16 protein-coding genes and 1 pseudogene are annotated in these 19,155 nt (G+C 68.5%); 9 read left to right on the top strand and 8 right to left on the bottom strand.

Annotated features, from left to right (window positions below; all coding sequences use genetic code 11):
* Positions 1–511: 511 nt before the first annotated feature.
* Genes QKY98_RS13435 through QKY98_RS13425 form a run of 3 tightly spaced genes read right to left on the bottom strand, consistent with a single transcriptional unit; the run spans position 512 to position 2,031 of the window.
* A complete protein-coding gene (locus QKY98_RS13435) occupies positions 512–943 on the bottom strand; it encodes a carboxymuconolactone decarboxylase family protein (RefSeq protein WP_027597025.1) in 432 nt (143 codons plus the stop codon).
* Between the two features lie 3 nt (positions 944–946).
* The gene (locus tag QKY98_RS13430) at positions 947–1,585 is read right to left on the bottom strand and encodes an FMN-dependent NADH-azoreductase (RefSeq protein WP_284671050.1); all 639 of its coding nucleotides are present in this window, start codon (positions 1,583–1,585) and stop codon (positions 947–949) included.
* On the bottom strand, positions 1,582–2,031 hold the full coding sequence (locus QKY98_RS13425) for a GNAT family N-acetyltransferase (protein WP_074584473.1): 450 nt from the start codon (positions 2,029–2,031) through the stop codon (positions 1,582–1,584). The genes QKY98_RS13430 and QKY98_RS13425 overlap by 4 nt, the downstream gene beginning before the upstream one ends.
* A gap of 86 nt (positions 2,032–2,117) precedes the next feature.
* Here QKY98_RS13425 and pdxR point away from each other — a divergent pair, with 86 nt between their 5' ends.
* The 5 genes and pseudogenes from pdxR to QKY98_RS13405 all read left to right on the top strand — a co-directional run bounded on the left by pdxR (position 2,118) and on the right by QKY98_RS13405 (position 9,519).
* Positions 2,118–3,518, top strand: a complete 1,401-nt coding sequence (gene pdxR / locus QKY98_RS13420) for a MocR-like pyridoxine biosynthesis transcription factor PdxR (protein WP_284671049.1) — start codon at positions 2,118–2,120, stop codon at positions 3,516–3,518.
* A 348-nt stretch (positions 3,519–3,866) separates the two neighbouring features.
* A pseudogene (locus QKY98_RS24000) lies at positions 3,867–4,640 on the top strand (CHASE3 domain-containing protein); the annotation flags it as partial.
* Positions 4,635–5,498, top strand: coding sequence for a methyl-accepting chemotaxis protein (locus QKY98_RS23995; RefSeq protein ID WP_394373029.1), 864 nt, complete (start codon positions 4,635–4,637; stop codon positions 5,496–5,498). The pseudogene QKY98_RS24000 and the gene QKY98_RS23995, both read left to right, overlap by 6 nt.
* Positions 5,499–5,627: 129 nt before the next feature.
* Positions 5,628–6,821, top strand: a complete 1,194-nt coding sequence (locus QKY98_RS13410; protein ID WP_027597030.1) for a DUF2252 domain-containing protein — start codon at positions 5,628–5,630, stop codon at positions 6,819–6,821.
* A gap of 85 nt (positions 6,822–6,906) precedes the next feature.
* A complete protein-coding gene (locus QKY98_RS13405; RefSeq protein WP_284671047.1) occupies positions 6,907–9,519 on the top strand; it encodes an excinuclease ABC subunit UvrA in 2,613 nt (870 codons plus the stop codon).
* Here QKY98_RS13405 and QKY98_RS13400 read toward each other — a convergent pair.
* Positions 9,516–10,649: an MFS transporter gene (locus QKY98_RS13400; protein ID WP_284671046.1), complete on the bottom strand. Its 1,134-nt coding sequence runs from the start codon at positions 10,647–10,649 to the stop codon at positions 9,516–9,518. The genes QKY98_RS13405 and QKY98_RS13400 overlap by 4 nt on opposite strands.
* A 203-nt stretch (positions 10,650–10,852) precedes the next feature.
* Here QKY98_RS13400 and cobF point away from each other — a divergent pair, with 203 nt between their 5' ends.
* Positions 10,853–11,614 (top strand): precorrin-6A synthase (deacetylating), encoded by a 762-nt coding sequence (gene cobF / locus QKY98_RS13395; protein WP_044341518.1) that lies wholly within the window; start codon positions 10,853–10,855, stop codon positions 11,612–11,614.
* On the opposite strand, the gene QKY98_RS13390 is transcribed toward cobF, so the two are convergent.
* Entirely contained in the window at positions 11,581–12,126 is a 546-nt protein-coding gene (locus tag QKY98_RS13390) for a GNAT family N-acetyltransferase (RefSeq protein ID WP_284671045.1), read from the bottom strand. The two genes, cobF and QKY98_RS13390, sit on opposite strands and share 34 nt — an antisense overlap.
* 103 nt (positions 12,127–12,229) lie before the next feature.
* On the opposite strand from QKY98_RS13390, the gene QKY98_RS13385 reads away from it, so the two are divergent.
* From QKY98_RS13385 to QKY98_RS13375, 3 genes are all read left to right on the top strand, one after another.
* Positions 12,230–12,637, top strand: a complete 408-nt coding sequence (locus QKY98_RS13385; protein WP_284671044.1) for a hypothetical protein — start codon at positions 12,230–12,232, stop codon at positions 12,635–12,637.
* An 89-nt stretch (positions 12,638–12,726) separates the two neighbouring features.
* A complete protein-coding gene (locus tag QKY98_RS13380; protein WP_284671043.1) occupies positions 12,727–14,100 on the top strand; it encodes a PepSY-associated TM helix domain-containing protein in 1,374 nt (457 codons plus the stop codon).
* Between the two features lie 315 nt (positions 14,101–14,415).
* Positions 14,416–15,024: an FMN-dependent NADH-azoreductase gene (locus tag QKY98_RS13375; RefSeq protein ID WP_108581305.1), complete on the top strand. Its 609-nt coding sequence runs from the start codon at positions 14,416–14,418 to the stop codon at positions 15,022–15,024.
* A 131-nt stretch (positions 15,025–15,155) separates the two neighbouring features.
* Here QKY98_RS13375 and hutC read toward each other — a convergent pair whose 3' ends face one another.
* From hutC to hutU, 3 genes are all read right to left on the bottom strand, one after another.
* The gene (gene hutC / locus QKY98_RS13370; protein WP_284671042.1) at positions 15,156–15,869 is read right to left on the bottom strand and encodes a histidine utilization transcriptional repressor HutC; all 714 of its coding nucleotides are present in this window, start codon (positions 15,867–15,869) and stop codon (positions 15,156–15,158) included.
* A gap of 76 nt (positions 15,870–15,945) precedes the next feature.
* The gene (gene hutH / locus QKY98_RS13365) at positions 15,946–17,478 is read right to left on the bottom strand and encodes a histidine ammonia-lyase (protein WP_284671041.1); all 1,533 of its coding nucleotides are present in this window, start codon (positions 17,476–17,478) and stop codon (positions 15,946–15,948) included.
* A 3-nt stretch (positions 17,479–17,481) separates the two neighbouring features.
* Positions 17,482–19,152 carry a urocanate hydratase gene (gene hutU / locus QKY98_RS13360; RefSeq protein ID WP_284671040.1) on the bottom strand — a complete coding sequence of 557 codons (1,671 nt, stop codon included), beginning with the start codon at positions 19,150–19,152 and terminating at the stop codon, positions 17,482–17,484.
* Between the last annotated feature and the right edge of the window lie 3 nt (positions 19,153–19,155).

The following is a 19,155-nucleotide window of genomic DNA, read 5'->3' as shown; positions in this document are numbered from 1 at the left end:
CCTAATTCAAGATCTGCCGCAGGTATTCCATGGGAGCCGCCTTCGACCAGGGATTCGAGAGCGGAACGAAGTGAAGGGGGTCCGGGCTGGCCTTCGAACGGCCCGGCGAGCCACGGCTCCACCTGCTACGCCACCTTGCCCTGCAGGAAACTCCTGACAGCGAGGGCGCCCCGCCGACGTTAGTCTGGTCATATGAAGACCTATGGCGGCATGGCCCAAAGAACCTAAGCACAGCATTCTAGAGCTGTCAAAAGCGCAGCCACCGTGAATCGGCGCCGCGAAGACAGACTTCGCGGGCGTGAAATCCGCTCCCCATGGCGGGGCTCGGCAGGCCACCGGCAGCCCGCCGACACTGGCCTGGCAGGAAGGTCGAGCGCGCCAGCGCCTGGCGTTCTTCGGGTGAAACTCACCTGGCACCCGTACCTGCCATTCATCGGGTACTTCGGCGCGGTTCGTCCGGGTTTCGGCTGATCCTTTCACCCTCGGCCGCTGCCCTTGGCCGCGTCACCGGCTAGAGCTTCATGCCCACCGCCAGCCGGTTGAAGGCGTTCATCAAGGCCACGGCAAAGGTCAGGTCGGCGATTTCGGCATCGCTGAACTGCGCCTTGAGCGGTTCGTAAGCCGCATCGGGCGCGCCCTTCTCGGCGACGGCGGTCAGGGTTTCGGCCCATTCCAGGGCCGCGCGCTCGCGGGCGTCGAACAGCTCGCTGATGCGCCAGCCGGCCAGGCGATCCAGCTTGGCCTGGCTGACGCCCTGCCCACGCAGGGTCTCGGCGTGCTTGCCCAGGCAGAAGGCGCAGCCGTTGATCTGGGAGATGCGCAGGTAGATCAGCTCCACCAGCTTTAGGCCGAGGGCGCTCTGCGCCAGGGCCTGGCCTGTGGCGATCAGACCCTGATAGGCGGCGGGCGAGAGGGTGGAAAACGGCAGTCGTAGTTGGCTCATGGCTTACTCCAGGGTCGTGGTCACCGGGTGGGCGAGATGGCGGAAGGGCACCTCGCGGGAAAGTTGTTCACGGGCGCTCGCCAGGGTGTCGGCCACCTCAGCCGAGTCGCCGACCAGGCCCTCCAGATAGCTGAAGTGCAGGTCGAACAGCCCGAGCGTGCCCAGCGCATGGCGCACGTAGGAGGTCAGGAAATCCGGCTGCCGTGCGCGTGGCCCGCGGTGATGACCGCCCGAACTGACCAGCAGATAGACCGGCCGGTCGGTCAGCAGGCCGCGCTTGCCATCGGCGGTGGACTCGAAGGTACGGCCGATGCGCAGCACGAAGTCCAGCCACAGCTTGAGCGCCGCCGGCAGGGTGAAGTTGTGCAACGGCGTATTGATCAGCAGCAGGTCACTGGCCTCCAGCTCGCCGATGAGGGTTTCGGACAGGGCGAATACCGGCGCCTCCGGGGGCGTCCGCCGGGTCAGGGCCTCGGCATAGTCGGTGCTCAGCGGTGGCAGCGGCGCGGTAGCCAGATCCCGCTCCAGTACCTGCAGGCGGGGATAGCCCTGGCGCAGGGCAGCCAGGAGTTCGCCGGCCAGCCGATGTCCTTGGGAGGCGGCCGGGCGCGGACTGGCGTTGAGGTAGAGGGCGGTCTTCATGCCGGCACCTCTCCGCTCAGGCGCTCGGCGAAATGCAGGCCACGGGCGAGCAGGCCCTGACGGAAATAGAAGCGCTGGGCCAGGGGCATATGCAGCCCGGTATCCAGGATCAGATGGGAGCAGCCGCGCTCCAGGGCCTCGCTACGGACCGCTGCCAGCAGGCGGGCCCCCAGGCCATCGCGCTGGCGAGCCGGCGCCACCACCAGATCGTCCACATAGAGGAAACGACCGTAGAGCAGATTTTCCAGTTCGCGGTAACCGGCCAGGCCGACCACCTCGCCCTCCTCCAGGGCGGCCAGCAGCCGATAACCCTGAGCCGCCTGGCGCTGAAGTTGCGCCTGGTAGCGCTCGGCGTCGGCGAGATGGGGGCGCAGAACCTGCATCAGCGGCAGACTGGCCTGGCACAGGGGATGATCGGGCAGCAGTGGCTGGAAGGTCAGGGCCATGGTGAGGGTCTCTAGGAAAGATGCCGCCACTCTAGGCCGCCAATGGCCTAGGCTATAGAGCCAAGAAAGCTACAAACGACCAGGCCATGACCCTGAACGGCGCCCTCGACAGCCGCCTTGCCCTGCCGCTCTATCGCCAGCTCTACCAGCGCTTTCGCCAGGCGCTGGACGAGGGCCAGCTGCGGCCCGGTGACCGGGTCCCGGCGGTGCGCGCCCTGGCGGCGGAGTTGAACGTGGCCCGGGGCACGGTGGAAATGGCCTACCAGCAGCTGATCGCCGAAGGCTTTCTACTGCCGCGCGGTCCGGCCGGGACCATCGTCTCGCCGCAGTGGAGTCGCCCGACCGCTCCACCAGCGGCCGTACCCTCCTCGCCGACGGCCTCGGCAACCCATGCCGGCGGCGCGCCGTTGCCGCTGCAGCTGGGTCTGCCGGCGCTGGACGCCTTCCCGCGCAAGCTCTGGACGCGCCTGGCCGCGCGGCAACTGCGCAGCCAGGGACTGGAGGGTCTGGTCTATCCCGATGCCCGGGGTCACGCCGGCTTGCGCGCCGCCCTCGCCACCTACCTCGGCCTGTCCCGCGGGATCGCCTGTCGTCCGGAGCAGGTGTTCGTCTGCGCGGGCTATCGCGCCTGCCTGGATCTGATCGTGCAGACGCTGCTGGCGCCGGGTGCTGCCTGCTGGTTCGAGGAGCCCGGCTATTTCATCGCCCGCCGGGCATTGCAGGACGCCGGCCTGGAACTGGTGCCGGTTCCGGTGGACGCGGCGGGACTGGATGTCGCCGCCGGCCTCGCCCGGGCACCGACCGCCCGTTGCGCCCTGGTCACCCCCAGTCACCAGAGCCCGCTGGGCGTGTCTCTCGCCCTGCCCCGGCGGCTGGCACTGCTGGACTGGGCGGGGCGGCAGAACGCCTGGATCATCGAGGACGACTACGACAGCGAATACCGCTATCAGGGCAAGCCGCTGCCCGCGCTCAAGAGTCTGGATGACGGGGGACGGGTGCTCTACACCGGTACCTTCAGCAAGGTGCTGTTTCCCGGCCTGCGCCTCGCCTACCTGGTGGTGCCGCCCGGTCAGGTCGCCGCCTTCGGTCGCAGCGCCGACCGCTTGCACAACCACGCGCCCCTGCTGCTGCAGGGCACGGTGGCGAGCTTTCTCGAAGAAGGGCATTTCGCCCGCCATCTCAATCGCATGCGCAGCCTCTATCGGCAGCGCCGCCAATGGCTGGCCGAGGCGCTGGCGAATGCCTTGGGCGACGCGGCGCGGATCGAGCTGCAGGCCGGCGGCCTGCACCTGCTGGCACGCCTGTCCCAGGGCGACGATCGCCGCTGGGCGGAGGCCGCCCGGGCCGACGGCCTGGCGGTCCAGGCCCTGTCTCGCTGGTATCTGGAGACGCCCAGTGCCCAGGGCCTGCTGCTGGGCTTCACCAATGTCGTCAGCGCGGCGGAAGCCGTAGCCCTGGCCCGGCGGCTGGCTCAGCTGGCGCCCTGACCGCTCGCTGTTCGTCTCGGCCCTTCGCCCGTCCCGTCATCAGGGGCTGCCCCGAAGCGCAAAAATGTTTATTGCGTCACATTAAACTTTTTCAGATGCGACTGCTCAAAGACCAGGCTCGGAGGCTCTAGCCTGCCACTCTTGATCGGAAAGCCAGCCTTTTCGGCACTTACTCTATAGGGAGCGCTACGAGCAGAGTCACCCGCGATACCTGCACTACCAGGAGCTACGCTTCCCTGCCGTCCACGCAAGACACGGATCAGTCGCGTTTCCCTCCGCTCGTTCGCTGTACTCCCAAAACGTTGCCCTCTGGGCGTGAGTCGACAACCTGGCGCGTGAGGCCTTCCCATGCTGCAACAGCTGACCATCGCGAACAAACTCAGACTCGGCTTCGGTGCCATTCTGGTCATCATCCTGGCGCTGATCCTGGCGGCCCGGCAGGGCTTCAACCAGGTCAATCTGGCGGTTCAGCAGAACATTCATTCCTACCACGTCCTGCAGGATTCGGACGCGGCCCTGCTGGCGCTGGTCAACATGGAGACCGGCATGCGCGGTTTCGCCCTGACCGGCAAGGAAGAGTTTCTCGAACCCCTGAACAGGGGCGAGCAGCGCTTCGCCGAGCAGTTGCAGGAGCTGACTCAGCTCACCCGCGACAACCCCGCCCAGCAGGCTGATCTGGCGCAGCTGGGCCAGGCCAAGCAGCAGTGGAATAGCGAGTCCGTCCAGCAGATCCTGGCGTTGCGCCGGCAGGTCAATGCCGGCACCCAGCCGCTGGATGCCCTGACCGCCCGCATCGCCACCGCCCAGGACAAGGGCAGGATGGATGGCATGCGCGAGTTGTTGGCGCAGATCAAGACCCGTGAGAACGCCTTGCTGGACAGCCGGACCCAGTCGATGGCCGACGCCAAGCAGCAGGCCATGGCGATCCTCATCAGTGGTGGCATCCTCGCCGCCCTGCTGGCGCTGGGCATCGCCTGGTCGCTGACCCGTACCATCGTGGGTCGGCTCACCCAGACCGTCGCCATCGCTCGCACCATCGCCGCCGGCCAGCTGGATTCGCCGATTCCCACTGGCGGACGCGACGAACTGGGCCAGCTGCTGACCGCCTTCGGCCAGATGCAGGACAAGCTGCGCGGCATGATCCAGGGGATCAAGCAGGGCACCGACCAGTTGGTGGCCGCCTCCCACAGCATCTCGGCCAATTCCCAGCAGCTGTCCGCCGCTGCCCAGGAACAGTCCAGCGCCGCCTCCAGCATGGCGGCTACCGTGGAAGAGCTGACCGTGAGCATCAACCACGTTTCCGACAACGCCGGGGAAGCCCACGACCTCTCCAGCCAGTCGGGCCGACTGGCCCAGGACGGTGGCCAGACCATCCAGGCCTCGGTGGACAGCATGAGATCCATCGCCGGCACGGTGCAGTCCTCGGCCGCCCGCATCGGCGAACTGGGCGAGCATTCCGAGCGGGTCTCCTCCATCGTCAGCGTGATCAAGGGCATCGCCGACCAGACCAACCTGCTGGCGCTGAATGCCGCCATCGAGGCGGCGCGGGCCGGCGAACAGGGACGCGGCTTCGCCGTGGTGGCCGACGAGGTGCGCCAGCTGGCGCAACGCACCACCAATTCCACCCAGGAGATCGCCGCCATGATCGAGAAGATCCAGGCGGCGACCCAGGCCGCCATGAGCGACATGGAAGTGGGCGTGCGCCAGGTCAACGGTGGGGTCGACCTGGCCAATCAGGCCGGTGAAGCGGTGGTCAGTATCAACACCTCTTCGGACAAGGTGGTGCGGGTGGTCAACCAGATCTCCCTGGCCCTGCGCGAGCAGACCGCCGCCAGCCACGACGTCGCCCGTACCGTGGAGCGCCTGGCGCAGATGGCCCAGCAGAACAGCGAAGCCATCGGCGAGACGGTGCAGACCGCGGTGTCCCTCGACGCCCTGGCCAACGACCTGAATCGCCAGATCGGGCAGTTCCGCTGCTAGCGCCAGGCTCCCCCGCACCGCCTTTCCATCGATCCCGGTACCTGGCCGGGATCGCCTCGCCGAAACACCTCGCAACATTCTCTTAACGCAACGGTCACAAAGGCGTCTCCCTCAAGGCCTGCGCCCTGCATGAAAACCCCGCGTCCCGTCGATCGTCTGCCCCGCCTCAACCAGCTGCGCAATTTGAAAATGGCCCGCTCCGCCCACGCCTACGTCCGCGGCAGCACGGTGCAGTTCTACGAGTGGCTGCACAGCCAGCCCGGCCGCAACCTGCCCAATGGGCCAGCGGTGTGGATCTGTGGCGACTGCCATGCCGGCAACCTGGGCCCCACCGGCGATCTGCACGGCTCCACCGACGTCAACATCCGCGACCTGGATCAGACCGTGGTCGGCAATCCGGCCCATGACCTGGTGCGTCTGGCGCTGTCGCTGGCCACGGCGGCGCGCGGCTCCGACCTGCCGGGGGTGACCACGGCGCGGATGCTCGAAGAGATGATGCGCGGCTACGAGGTGGCCTTCGAAGACGATCTCGAGCGCGAGGTCCCGCGCCCCGCCCAGGTCAAGGCCGGGATGCGCAGCGCGGTACAGCGCACCTGGAAGCACCTGGCCAAGGAGCGCATGGAAAACACCCGCCCCAAGCTGCCGCTGGGCAAGCACTTCTGGCAGCTGAGCAAGGACGAGCGCAAGGCCATCGCCGATCTGTGCGAGACGCCGGGCATCCATGCCCTGGTGACCTCGCTCAAGGGTCGCAGCCACGACAGCCGCGTCGAACTGCTGGACAGCGCCTACTGGGTCAAGGGCTGCAGCTCCCTGGGGCTGCGCCGCTACGCCGTGCTGCTGGGCGTGGACGACGGCGACGACCAGGACTACTGCCTGATCGACGTCAAGCAGGCGGTGGCCGCCGCCGCTCCGCGCGTGGCCCATGCCACCATGCCCCGCGACAACGGCAAGCGCGTGGTGGAAGGCGCCCGCCAGCTCTCCCCGGCCCTGGGCAATCGCATGCTGGCGGTGCGCATGCTGGATCACTCCTTCTTCATCCGCGAATTGCTGCCTCAGGACCTCAAGCTTGAACTGGACGAACTCAGCGCCCGCGAAGCCATGAGCGCCGCCGCCTACCTGGCCCGCGTGGTCGGCCGCGCCCACGCCCGGCAGATGGACCTGGCCACCCGCGTCGAGTGGATGAGCGACCTGCAACGCAATCGCACCCGCACCCTGGATGCCCCCTCCTGGCTATGGAGCAGCGTGGTGCAACTGGTAGGCGCCCACGAAATGGGTTACCTCGCCCACTGCCGCGCCTATGCGCTGGAGCATGCGCAGGACTGATCCCGACGGCGCAGCACGCGCGGGGCACTGGTAAGGTTTGCTCAGGGTCCCATCCCCTATAGTCCAAACGAGTGCCCCTTCTGCCATGCCCTCCTCCCCCCGTCCCGGTTTCGTCTCCGTCCGCGGTGCCCGCGAGCACAATCTGAAGAACGTCGACGTGGACATCCCTCGCGATGCCTTGGTGGTCTTTACCGGGGTGTCCGGCTCGGGCAAGTCGTCGCTGGCCTTCGGCACCCTCTACGCCGAGGCCCAGCGCCGCTACTTCGAATCCGTGGCGCCCTATGCGCGGCGACTGATCGACCAGGTCGGGGTACCCCAGGTGGAAGCCATCGAGGGTCTGCCGCCGGCGGTGGCCCTGCAGCAGCAGCGCGGCCAGCCCAGCAGTCGGTCGTCCATGGGCAGCGTGACCGGACTGTCCAGCCTGGTGCGAATGCTCTACTCCCGCGCCGGGCGCTATCCCGCCGACCAGCCGATGCTCTATGCCGAGGACTTCTCGCCCAACACGCCCCAGGGCGCCTGCCCGGAGTGCCACGGCCTGGGCCGGGTCTACGAGGTGACCGAGGCCTCCATGGTGCCGGACCCCGCGCTGACCATCCGCCAGCGCGCCATCGCCGCCTGGCCCACCGCCTGGGGCGGGCAGAATCTGCGAGACATTTTGGTCACCCTGGGCTATGACGTCGACATCCCCTGGCGCGACCTGCCGCAACAGCAGCGCGACTGGATCCTCTTCACCGAGGAGCAACCCACCGTCCCGGTCTATGCCGGCCTCACCCCCGAGCAGACCCGCGCCGCGCTCAAGCGCAAGGCCGAGCCCAGCTACCAGGGCACCTACACCGGTGCACGGCGCCATGTGCTGCACACCTTCGCCAATTCCCAGAGCGCCAAGATGAAGCAGCGCGCGGCGCGCTTCATGATCGGCCAGACCTGCCCGCTGTGCCATGGCAAGCGGCTGACCCGGGCGGCGCTCTCGGTGACCTTTGCCGGCCTGGACATCGGCGAGCTGTCGCGGCTGCCGCTGGACGACCTCACCGTACTGCTGCGCCGGGTCGCGGCCGGCGATTTTGACGAGGCGAAGGATGTCCGCGTGCTGGACGCCCAGACCGGCAAGCAGGATCGCGCCCGGCGCAAGGCCGCCGGTGGCAGCGACCACGCCGGCGCACCGGACGTGCGCCGCACCCCCGATCTATCCCCGGAGAAACGCCTGGCCGCCCAGCGCATGGCCAGCGAATTGCTGGAACGGCTGCAGACCCTGACCCGCCTGGGCCTCGGCTACCTGGCGCTGGAGCGCAGCACCACCACCCTCTCTTCCGGCGAGTTGCAGCGGCTGCGCCTGGCCACCCAGCTGGTGTCCCAGCTGTTCGGTGTGGTCTATGTGCTGGACGAACCCTCCGCCGGTCTGCATCCGGCCGATGGCGAATCCCTCCTGGAAGCCCTCGACGGCCTCAAGGCCCAGGGCAACTCGCTGTTCGTGGTGGAGCACGACCTGGCCACCATGAAGCGTGCCGACTGGCTGGTGGATGTCGGTCCCGCCGCTGGCGAAGGCGGTGGCCGGGTGCTCTACAGCGGTCCGCCCGCCGGTCTCGCCGAGATCGAGGAATCAGTGACGGCGCGCTATCTGTTCGCCGCGCCGCAACGCGAGACCCGGCCACCGCGCGAGCCCCAGGGCTGGCTGCGGCTGGCCGGGGTCACCCGCAACAACCTGCAGGGCCTGGACGCCGCCTTTCCGCTGGGCTGCCTGACGGCGGTGACCGGTGTCTCCGGTTCGGGCAAGTCCAGCCTGGTCAGCCAGGCGCTGCTGGAACTGGTGGGCGTCGAGCTGGGCCAGCGCGCCGCCGAGGACAGTGACGAGGCAACGGAGCTGGAGGCCGATGCCCTGCCCGCCACCACCGGCCAGGTGGTCGGTGGCCTCGGCGGCATTCGTCGCCTGGTGCCGGTGGACCAGAAACCCATCGGCCGTACCCCACGCTCCAACCTCGCCACCTATACCGGGCTGTTCGACGGAGTGCGCAAGCTGTTCGCCGCCACCCCAGAAGCCCAGGAAAGAGGCTTCGACGCCGGACGCTTCTCCTTCAACGTCGCCAAGGGCCGCTGCCCGACCTGCGAGGGCGAAGGCTTCGTCAGCGTCGAGCTGCTGTTCATGCCCAGCGTCTATGCCGCCTGCCCCACCTGCCAGGGCGCGCGCTACAACCCCGAGACCCTGGAGGTGCGCTGGCAGGGCAAGACCATCGCCGAGGTGCTCGGCCTGACGGTGGACGAGGCCCTGGCCTTCTTTGCCGAGGAAGCCCCGGTGGCGCGAGCGCTGCGGGTACTGGCCGACATCGGCCTGGGCTATCTGCGCCTCGGCCAGCCGGCCACCGAACTCTCCGGCGGCGAGGCCCAGCGCATCAAGCTGGCCACCGAGTTGCAGCGCACCAGCCGTGGCACCACCCTCTATGTGCTGGACGAACCCACCACCGGCCTGCACCCGGCCGACGTGGAGCGCCTGATGCGCCAGCTGCACGGCCTGGTCGACGAAGGCAATACCGTGGTGCTGGTGGAGCACAATCTGCAGGTGGTGGCCGGCAGCGACTGGCTGATCGACATCGGCCCCGGCGCCGGCACGGCCGGCGGTCGCATCGTCGCCAGCGGCACGCCACGCGCGGTGGCGGACGATCCCGCCAGCCCCACGGCGCCCTATCTGCGCCCCCTGTTCGACTAGCTGGCCAGCGGTGCCAGGCTGCGGCGACAGGCCGCCAGCACCAGCAGGGAAGCCACCGCCGCCAGGGCACCGAACTGGAAGGTGGCGGCGGAGCCGAGAAAGTGCCAGAGCGCGCCGGCGATGCTGCTGGTCAGCAAAAGGGCGATGCCACTGACCAGGTTGAACAGGCCGAAGGCGGTGCCGCGCAATTCGGCTGGGGCGGTGCGGGCGACCATGGCGGCAAGCAGCCCCTGGGTCATGCCCATGTGCAGGCCCCAGAGCACGACGCCCAGCGCCAGACCGGTCCAGCCGCTGCTGAAGGCCAGCGCCAGGTCGGCCAGGATCAGCAGCACCAGGCCCCAGGCCAGCAGCGCGCGGTGACTGACCCGGTCGGATAGCGCCCCCAGCGGATAGGCCGACAGCGAGAACACCAGGTGCATGCCCACCATCACCAGCGGCACCAGCGCCAGGGGTACCCCCACCTGCTCGGCCTTGAGCACCAGGAAGGCTTCGCTGAAACGCGCCAGGGTGAAGACGCCGCCGAGCAGCGCCACCTGCCAGAAGGCCGCCGACAGCTTGCGCAGCTGGCTGCGGGTCAGCGGATTGGTGCGCGCCTGGACGATGGCCGCCCTGGGTTCGTCCAGGCCGAAAACCAGCAGGGCCACGGCGATGAAGGCCGGGATCACCGCCACCCAGAACACCGCGCGGAAATCGTTGGCCCAGAGCAGCATCAGCCCCACCGCCAGCAGCGGGCCGAGAAAGGCGCCGAAGGTGTCCAGCGACTGGCGCAGGCCATAGGCGGCGCCACGGATCTCCGGCGGCGTCACGTCGGCCACCAGGGCGTCGCGCGGCGCGCCGCGGATGCCCTTGCCGATGCGATCCATGAAGCGCGCGCCGAATACCAGGCCGGCACCGCTGGCCAGGGCGAACAGTGGCTTGCTCAGGGCGCCCAGGCCATAGCCCAGCACCGCCAGGCCCTTGCGCTTGCCCAGGTAGTCGCTGAGTACGCCGGAAAAGATCTTGGTGATGAGCGCGGTCGCCTCGGCCACCCCTTCGAGAATGCCGATGTAGAGCACGCTCAGGCCCAGGCCGGTGGCCAGGAACAGCGGCAGCAGGCTGTGGATCATCTCCGAAGAGATGTCCATGAACATGCTCACTCCACCCAGAATCCAGACCCCTCGGGGTATCCGTCGCCAGCTCGCCGTCATCGTCACGCCCCTGTCCCCCTCGATCCCGTCCATCCCTGCCTGGCGGCAGGCAAACCGGTCGAAACTAGCATGACGATTGCCTGAGTCTCTACGGACGTGACATCCCCCGTTACACTGGGCGCCGCTCCTTTCCTCGAGGCCACCCCATGAAAACCCTGCTGGTCATCGGCATCGGCGCCGGCGACCCCGACTACCTCACCCTCCAGGCCATCGCCGCCCTCAATCGCGCCAGTACCTTCTTCCTGTTCGACAAGGGCACGGAAAAGGACAGCCTGATCCACCTGCGCGAAACCATCTGCGCCCGCCACATCCGTCAGGCGGACTATCGCTTCGTCACCGCGCCCATCCCCGAGCGTCGCCGCGAAGGCGACTACCGCCAGGCGGTGGACGACCTCAATGCCGCCAAGCAGGCGCTGATGGTGGAGATGATCGAGCAGGAACTGGCGGACGATGAATGCGGCGCCTTTCTGGTCTGGGGCGATCCGGCGCTGTACGACAGCACCCTGCGCATCCTGGCGGCGATCAAGCGCGAAGGCCGGCTGGACTTCGACTACGAGGTGATCCCCGGCATCTCCAGCGTCCAGGCCCTGGCCGCGCGCCACCGGGTGCCGCTCAATCGCATCGGCCAGGCCCTGGAGATCACCCCCGGTCGGCGCCTGGAGCGCTTCCCCGCGCACCTGGACAGCCTGGTGGTGATGCTCGATTCCCACGAAGCCTATCGCCGCCTGGACGAACCCGGCCTGTATATCTACTGGGGTGCCTATGTGGGTACGGCGGACGAGCTCCTCATCGCCGGTCCGCTGCAGGAGGTGGCCGAGGAGATCCACCGGGTGCGCAGCGCCGCGCGTGAAGAGCACGGCTGGATCATGGACACCTATCTGCTCTGTCGGGGGCCGGCGGACGCCTGAGAGTTGTCCAGGCGTCGATCCAGGTGAAGGGTCTGCCAGGGCAAGGCCGTCTCCCGCGCGACGACCTGAAACCCCTGGTCGAGCCAGAAGGCCTCGGCCCCGGGCAGGAAGGGATGGGTGTGCAGGTAGAGGCGCTCGACCGCGTCGCGCCGTGCCTGGGCCAGTAGCGCCGCGAACAACCGCCGCGCCAGGCCCTGGCGCCGCTGCCGGGGCACCACGAACAGTCGTACCACTTCGACCACCCTTTCACCGGGATAGGCCAGCTGGGGAAAGCGTCGGTCGTAGGGTCGATAGGCGATGCTGCCGATCGGCTCTCCGGCGGCGCCCCGGGCGAGCAGCAGGCAGCCACGATCCGCACCATAGTGGTCGGCGAAGCACCGTAGATCCTGGGGTACGGCCGTCGCCTCGACCCGGCTACCGAACAGCTCGCGATAGCTCGCCAGCAGAAAACCCAGCGTCTCGTCATCCGCCACGGTGAGCCGTTCGAGGGTGATGGGTGGCGCTTCGCTCATGGTCCTGTTCGTCTCTCCAGCAGCGGCAGGGCCGCGACATTTCGGCGCAGGTTCGCGCCGGCCGGGCTGTGCGTGGCCCGCGACGATGATACAGTCCCCCGCCATGATAACCGTCCGTTCCCCGCGCGCCTCGCTCGCCTGGATGCTGCTCGCCTGCATCCTGCTGAACGGACTCGTCTGCGCCCTGGGCCATGGCCAGATGCTGGCGCGCTTCACCCTGCCGGTCTCGCCGCCGCTGGCTCAGGGGCACGAGCACCACCACGGCCTGCACGCCCAGACCGCCCAGGACGACATGGCCGGCATGCATGCGGGCCTGCCGGGCGGCAGCGTGACCGCCCTTTCCCCCACGGGTGACTGCGTGTTCGCCGCCACCCTGTTCCTCGCCACGCTGGCCGCCGTCGTGCTGCAGTGGCTGCTGCGCCCCGGCGATCCTCATCGTCCTCGCTACCAGAGTGCCCTGCCGCCGCCACCCCGCGCACGGCGCTCCACGCTGCATCCCCAGGCGCCCTGACACCCCGGCGACGAAAGACGGCTGTCCTCCTTTCTCGTAATCCTGCGCGTGGCCCCTTGCTGGCCGCGCGTCGCTCCGTGGTGAACGCTATGACTTCGCACCCCTCCACTCCGGCCACCAAGACGCCGGGGCCGCTGCTGCAACTGTTGGCGCGGCTGCATTTCCTCATCGGTCTGTTCGTCGGTCCCTTCCTGCTGGTGGCCGCCGCCAGCGGCCTGATCTATGCCCTCACGCCGCAACTCGAGGCCCACCTCTATGCCGAGGCCCTGCACACCCCCAGTCGCGGCAAGCCCCTGCCGCTGGCCGAGCAGATCCATATCGCCCAGGCCGCGGTAGGCCCCACCCTGACCCTGGGCGCGGTACGCCCGGCGCCGGCCGAGGGCGACACCACCCGGGTGATGTTCAACGATCCGTCGCTGGGCGAGTCGACCCACCGGGCGCTGTTCATCGACCCGGTCACCGGCGCCATCCGCGGCGATCTGGCGGTCTATGGCACCAGCGGCATCCTGCCGCTACGCACCACCATCGACCAGTTCCACCGCAGCCTGCTGCTGGGCGAACCCGGTCGCCTCTACAGCGAACTGGCCGCCTCCTGGCTGTGGGTCGCGGCCCTCGGCGGTCTGACCCTGTGGCTGGTGCGCCGCCGCCAGCGCCGCCCGACCCGCGGCCTGCGCGGCCTGCATGCCAGCACCGGGTTCTGGCTGCTGGGTGGCCTGCTGTTCCTCTCCGCCACCGGTCTGACCTGGTCGCGCTTCGCTGGCGACAACATCGGCGTGCTGCGCGCCCACTACGGCTGGTCCACGCCGGGCGTGAAGACGGCCCTGGGCACCGCACCCGCGCCGGCCGTGGCCCATGACGAGCACGCCGATCACCATGGCGCCATGCACATGGCCAAGGCACCGGTTCTGGATCCGGCCACCTTCGACGGGGTGCTGGCCAGCGCCCGCGCCGCCGGCATCGACGCCGGCAAGCTGGAGATCCGTCCGGGGCGCAGCGCCGACAAGGCCTGGACGGTCAGCGAGATCGACCGCCGCTGGCCGACCCAGGTGGATGCCGTCGCCGTCGACCCGACCAGCTTCAAGGTGGTCGATCAGGTGCGTTTCGCCCAGTACTCGCTGCCGGCCAAGCTGACCCGCTGGGGCATCGATGCCCACATGGGCGTGCTGTTCGGCCTGGCCAACCAGCTGGTGCTGGCGGTCGTCGCCCTGGGCCTGCTGGTGATGACCGTCTGGGGCTATCTGCTCTGGTGGCGCCGCCGCCCCAGCCGCGATCCGGCGCAACCCGGCCTGATCACCCTCTGGCGCCAGCTGTCGCCCCTGCCGCGTCTGCTGGTCCCGGCGACGGCCCTGCTACTCGGCCTGTGCCTGCCGGTGCTGGGCGGCAGCCTGCTGCTGTTCCTGGTGGTGGACGCCCTGCTGGGCCTGCGCGGCCCGGCGCTGCGCACGGAGGCCGGTTCGGCCTGAGGTGGGGATGGGTGGTTGTTGGGCTTCGCCCTGACCTAGTCGTAGCGTGGAAAACCGCGCAGCGTTTTCCACCTGTGCCCACCCCGGACGCGTGGACAAGGCTGCGCCGTTGTCCACCCTACCCGCACGCCGCCTCCCGCTCGCACCAACCAGCCCTCTCCCTCCGGGAGAGGGCTGGGGTGAGGGCCCGCCCAATACCAGTCGTCACGCCAGGAACCGCCTCACAGACCATCCATCGGCACACCCTATCCGACGCTGGCGCACCCCAGCGAGACGCTTATAGTTATCGCAATCCCCATCCTCCAAGGATCTGCCATGCCTCGCCTGTTGCACGTGATAGGTTCGCCCCGCCAGGATCGCTCCGCCTCGCTGGAAGTCGCCACTGCCTTCATCCAGGCCTGGCAAGGCAAACACCCCGATGCCGAGGTCGATACCCTCGACGTCTGGCAGTGCGACCTGCCGGAATTCGACGGTCCCATCCTCGACGCCAAGTACGCCGGCATCCAGGGCGAGTCCCTCAGCAGCGAGCAGGAGCATGCCTGGAAGGTGGCCAAGGCACTGGCACAGCGCTTCAAGGCCGCCGATGTACTGGTATTCGGCGTGCCCTGCTGGAATTTCGGCATCCCCTACAAGCTCAAGCAGCTGTTCGACGTGGTCAGCCAGAAGGACCTGCTGTTCACCTTCGACGACCGCGGCCTCAATGGCCTGCTCGGCGGTCGCCAGGCGCTGGTGATCGCGGCCCGTGGTGCGGCCCTAGATCGCCAAGAGCACCAGGAGTCCTATCTGCGCACCTGGTGCGAGATGGTCGGCATCGACCGGATGCACACCGTGGTGGTCGAAAAGACCCTATTCGGGCCGGAAGTCGACCAGGCGTCGCGCGACCAGGCCAAACAGGACGCCGTGGCCCTGGTGAGCAAACTCTGATCGCTGACTGCAGGGGCCACCCTCACCCCAACCCTCTCCCCAAGGGAGAGGGGGCAGAGCGGCGCGGGCGAACAGTCGCGTAGGTTGGGTTGAGCGCCGCGAAGCCCAACCCCCTCCCCGCGCCAGGTCCCTCAGCGATGCCGGGTGGTCGAGCTCAGCTTGTACCTGTCGCCCGGATGCAGCAGCCGCACATAGCTGACTAGGTGCTCGTCCGACCAGGTCCGGCGGATCATCGACAGGCAGGCCGCGCCCTCGGCGATGTCCAGCCAGCGTGCGGTCTGGGCGGTGGCCAGCACCGCCTCGACGATATGCTCCACATCACTGATCGGACAGCTGGCCACCAGCACCTCGTTGGGCGTCTGGCGGCTGAAGTCGCTTTCCAGGTAATGCGGCACCCAGCGCGGATTGACGTAACGATCCTCCAGCTGGATGGGCAGGCCGTTCTCGCGGTGCACCAGGATGCTGTGAAACACCTGGCTGCCGATCCGCAGGCCCAGCCGCAGGGCGACTTCATCGTCGGCGGCGATGGCCTCGCTGCGCAGCACCTCGTTGGAATAGACATGCCCGCGGGCGCGCACCTCGGCGGCGATGTTCATCACCTCGTGCAGCGAGGACTCGACCTTGCGCTCGATGACAAAGGTCCCGAGTCCTGCCTGGCGCGTCAGGTAGCCCTGCTGCACCAGGCGGGTGATGGCCTTGTTGGCGGTCATGCGGCTGACCGCGAAATCCCGCGCCAACTGCTCCTCGGTGGGGATCTGGTGATGCACCGGGTAGGCGCCACCCTGGATGCGTTCGAGCAGAAAGTCCTCGATCACCTTGTAGCGCGGGGGTGTCGTGCTGCTCACGCGAACTCCAGGTCGGAAAATGGACAGCCGATGATAACGCGCGGTCCGGCCTTCTGGCTGCCGGACCGCGTCCGCCTCAGAGACTGGGCAGCAGCCGCGGCGTGACCAGCCCGTTCAGGCAACCGCTGGCCAGTAGCGCGCTGGCCGCCTCGATGTCCGGGGCGAAGAAGCGGTCCTCCTGGTAGTAGGGCACCCTCTCGCGCAAGAGGCTGCGCGCCCTTTCCAGGCGTTCCGAACTCTTCAGGCCATGCCGGAAGTCCAGGCCCTGGCAGGCGCCCAGCCACTCGATGGCGAGGATGCCGCGCACATTCTCGGCCATGGCCCACAGCCGCTTGCCGGCATTGGGCGCCATGGACACATGGTCTTCCTGGTTGGCCGAGGTGGGCAGGCTGTCGACGCTGGCCGGGTGCGCCAGGGCCTTGTTGTCGCTGGCCAGGGCCGCGGCGGTGACCTGGGCGATCATGAAGCCGGAATTGACCCCGCCGTTCTCCACCAGGAAGGGCGGCAGCTGGGACATGTGCCGATCCATCATCAGCGAGATGCGCCGCTCCGACAGGGCGCCGATCTCGGCCAGGGCCAGGGCCAGGTTGTCGGCGGCCATGGCCACCGGCTCGGCGTGGAAGTTGCCGCCCGAGATGACGTCGCCCTCTTCCGCGAACACCAGCGGGTTGTCGGACACGGCGTTGGCCTCCACCTCCAGCACCTCGGCGGCCTGGCGCAACTGGGTCAGGCAGGCGCCCATCACCTGGGGCTGGCAGCGCAGCGAATAGGGATCCTGGACCTTGTCGCAATTGGCGTGGGAGCGGGACACCTCGCTGCTGTCAGTGAGCAGCTCGCGATAGGCCGCGGCCACGTCGATCTGACCACGCTGGCCTCGCGCGGCATGGATGCGCGCATCGAAGGGCGCCCGGGAACCGAGCATGGCCTCGACGCTCAGGCCACCGCAGACCGTGGCCGCGGCGAACAGGTCTTCGCCTTCGAACAGCCCGCGCAAGGCATAGGCGGTGGACACCTGGGTACCATTGAGCAGCGCCAGGCCCTCCTTGGCGGCCAGGGTCATGGGTTCGAGACCCGCCATCGCCAGCGCCCCGCGGGCCGGCAGCCACTGGCCCTGGTAGCGCGCCTTGCTCTCGCCGATCAGCACCAGCGACATGTGCGCCAGCGGCGCCAGGTCACCCGAGGCCCCCACAGAGCCCTTGAGCGGGATGTGCGGATAGACCTCGGCATTGATCAGGGCGATCAGCGCCTCGATGACCTGGCTGCGAATGGCGGAGAAACCGCGGGCCAGGCTGTTGACCTTGAGCAGCATGATCAGCCGCACCAGGTCATCATCCAGCGCCTCGCCCACGCCGGCGGCGTGGGACAGCACCAGGGAGCGCTGCAGCTTTTCCAGATCCGCCGGCGCGATCCGCGTCGAGGCCAGCAGGCCGAAGCCGGTGTTGATGCCATAGGCGGTCCGGCCTTCGGCCAGGATGCTTTCCACGCAGGCCACGCTGGCGTCGATGGCGGCATAAGCGGCGGGATCCAGCTCCATGCGTAGCGGCTGCAGATAGGCCTGGCGCAGCTGGGCCAGATCGAGGGTGCCGGGTTTCAGGACAAGGGTGTTCATCGATCAGACTCCTTTGCCGATCATGGGCAGATTCAGGCCCTGCTCGCGGGCGCAGTCGATGGCGATGTCATAGCCGGCGTCGGCGTGGCGCATCACCCCGGTGGCCGGATCGTTGTGCAGCACCCGGGCGATACGGGCGGCGGCGGCGTCGGTGCCGTCGCAGACGATGACCATCCCGGAATGCTGGGAGAAGCCCATCCCTACCCCGCCGCCGTGGTGCAGCGAGACCCAGGTGGCGCCGCTGGCGGTGTTGAGCAGGGCATTGAGCAGTGGCCAGTCGGAGACGGCATCGGAGCCGTCCTGCATGGCCTCGGTCTCGCGGTTGGGGCTGGATACCGAGCCGCTGTCCAGGTGGTCACGCCCGATGACGATGGGCGCCTTGAGTTCGCCGCTGCGCACCATCTCGTTGAAGGCCAGGCCCAGCTTGGCACGCAGGCCCAGGCCGACCCAGCAGATGCGCGCCGGCAAGCCCTGGAAGGCGATGCGCTCGCGGGCCATGTCCAGCCAGCGGTGCAGGTGGGCGTCATCGGGGATCAGTTCCTTGACCTTGGCGTCGGTGCGATGGATGTCCCCGGCATCGCCCGACAATGCGGCCCAGCGGAACGGACCGATGCCGCGGCAGAACAGCGGACGGATATAGGCCGGCACGAAGCCCGGGAAGGCGAAGGCATCGGCGACGCCGGCTTCCTGGGCCATCTGGCGGATGTTGTTACCGTAGTCGAAGGTGGGGACGCCCATCTTCTGGAAGTCGAGCATGGCCTGGACGTGCACGGCCATCGACTGCTTGGCCGCGGCGACCACGGCAGCCGGATCGGTTTGGGCGCGATCACGATACTGCTCCCAGCTCCAACCGGCCGGCAGGTAGCCATTGAGCGGATCGTGGGCGCTGGTCTGGTCGGTGACCATATCCGGGCGCACGCCGCGGCGGACCAGTTCCGGCAGGATCTCGGCGGCGTTGCCCAGCAGGGCGACGGACACCGCGGCACCGGCGGCGGTGTGCCGGGCGATGCGTGCCAGGGCGTCGTCCAGGTCGCTGGCCTGTTCGTCCACATAGCGGGTCTTGAGGCGGAAATCGATACGGCTCTGCTGGCACTCGATGTTCAGCGAACAGGCACCGGCCAGGGTCGCGGCCAGGGGCTGGGCACCGCCCATGCCGCCGAGGCCGGCGGTCAGCACCCAGCGTCCGCGCAGGTCGCCCTGATAGTGCTGGCGCCCGGCCTCGACAAAGGTCTCGTAGGTGCCCTGGACGATGCCCTGGCTGCCGATATAGATCCAGCTGCCGGCAGTCATCTGGCCGTACATGGCCAGGCCCTTGGCATCCAGTTCGTTGAAGTGCTCCCAGCTGGCCCAGTGCGGTACCAGGTTGGAGTTGGCGATCAGCACCCGCGGGGCATCGGCGTGGGTCTTGAACACCCCGACCGGCTTGCCCGATTGCACCAGCAGGGTTTCGTCGTCACCCAGCGCCTTGAGGCTCTCGACGATCCTGTCGTAGCACTCCCAGTTGCGCGCCGCCCGGCCGATGCCGCCGTAGACCACCAGCTCCTCGGGATTTTCCGCGACCTCGGGATCGAGATTGTTCATCAGCATGCGCAGCGGCGCCTCGGTCAGCCAGCTCCTGGCATTGAGCTGGGTGCCGCGGGGGGCGCGAATCTCACCTTCACGAAAGCGGGTCATGGG

The sequence above is a fragment of the Pseudomonas sp. HR1 genome, from assembly GCF_030175875.1.
Lineage (GTDB): Bacteria > Pseudomonadota > Gammaproteobacteria > Pseudomonadales > Pseudomonadaceae > Chryseomonas > Chryseomonas oryzihabitans.
Note: the sequence above shows the minus strand (reverse complement) of the source record. Positions and strands in the feature narration are given on the sequence as shown.